The organism is Natronococcus jeotgali DSM 18795, assembly GCF_000337695.1.
In the GTDB taxonomy this organism is placed as follows: Archaea; Halobacteriota; Halobacteria; order Halobacteriales; family Natrialbaceae; genus Natronococcus; species Natronococcus jeotgali.
The window spans coordinates 1-367 of record NZ_AOIA01000107.1 but is presented as its reverse complement, the minus strand read 5'-3'; the positions used below and the strand labels follow the sequence as shown (position 1 = coordinate 367).

Here is a 367-nt window from a genome sequence, read left to right as displayed (position 1 = left end):
GGCGACCTCCTCGAGGGCGATGCGGAGGTTTTCTTCGTAGAGCTCGAGGGCGGCGTCGCGGGTGCCGCTGCGGAGGAGGTCGGCGGGGTCGAGTTCGAGCCAGAGGCCGGCTTTCTGGGCGAGTTCGCTGCCCTCGAGGCGGCGCTCGAGTTTGGGGCGGATGGTGTCACCGATGGCCGAGAGGGCGCCGGCACCGGCGCCGTCGGTGCGGGCGTCGGTGTCGTTTTCCTCGTCCTGGCGGCGGATGCCCTTCTGGATCTGTTTGAGCTTCTGGCCGGTGCCCCGGGAGAGGTAGGGGGCGTGGGGCTGCATGTAGTGGAGGACGGTGCGGTCGGCCCGCTCGACGGCGTCGGGGTGGTCGCGCATG

Annotated in this window: 1 pseudogene; it reads right to left on the bottom strand. The window is 71.1% G+C overall.

The features are described from left to right. Positions 1-367 (bottom strand): annotated as a pseudogene (locus C492_RS10965) (hypothetical protein); the annotation flags it as partial.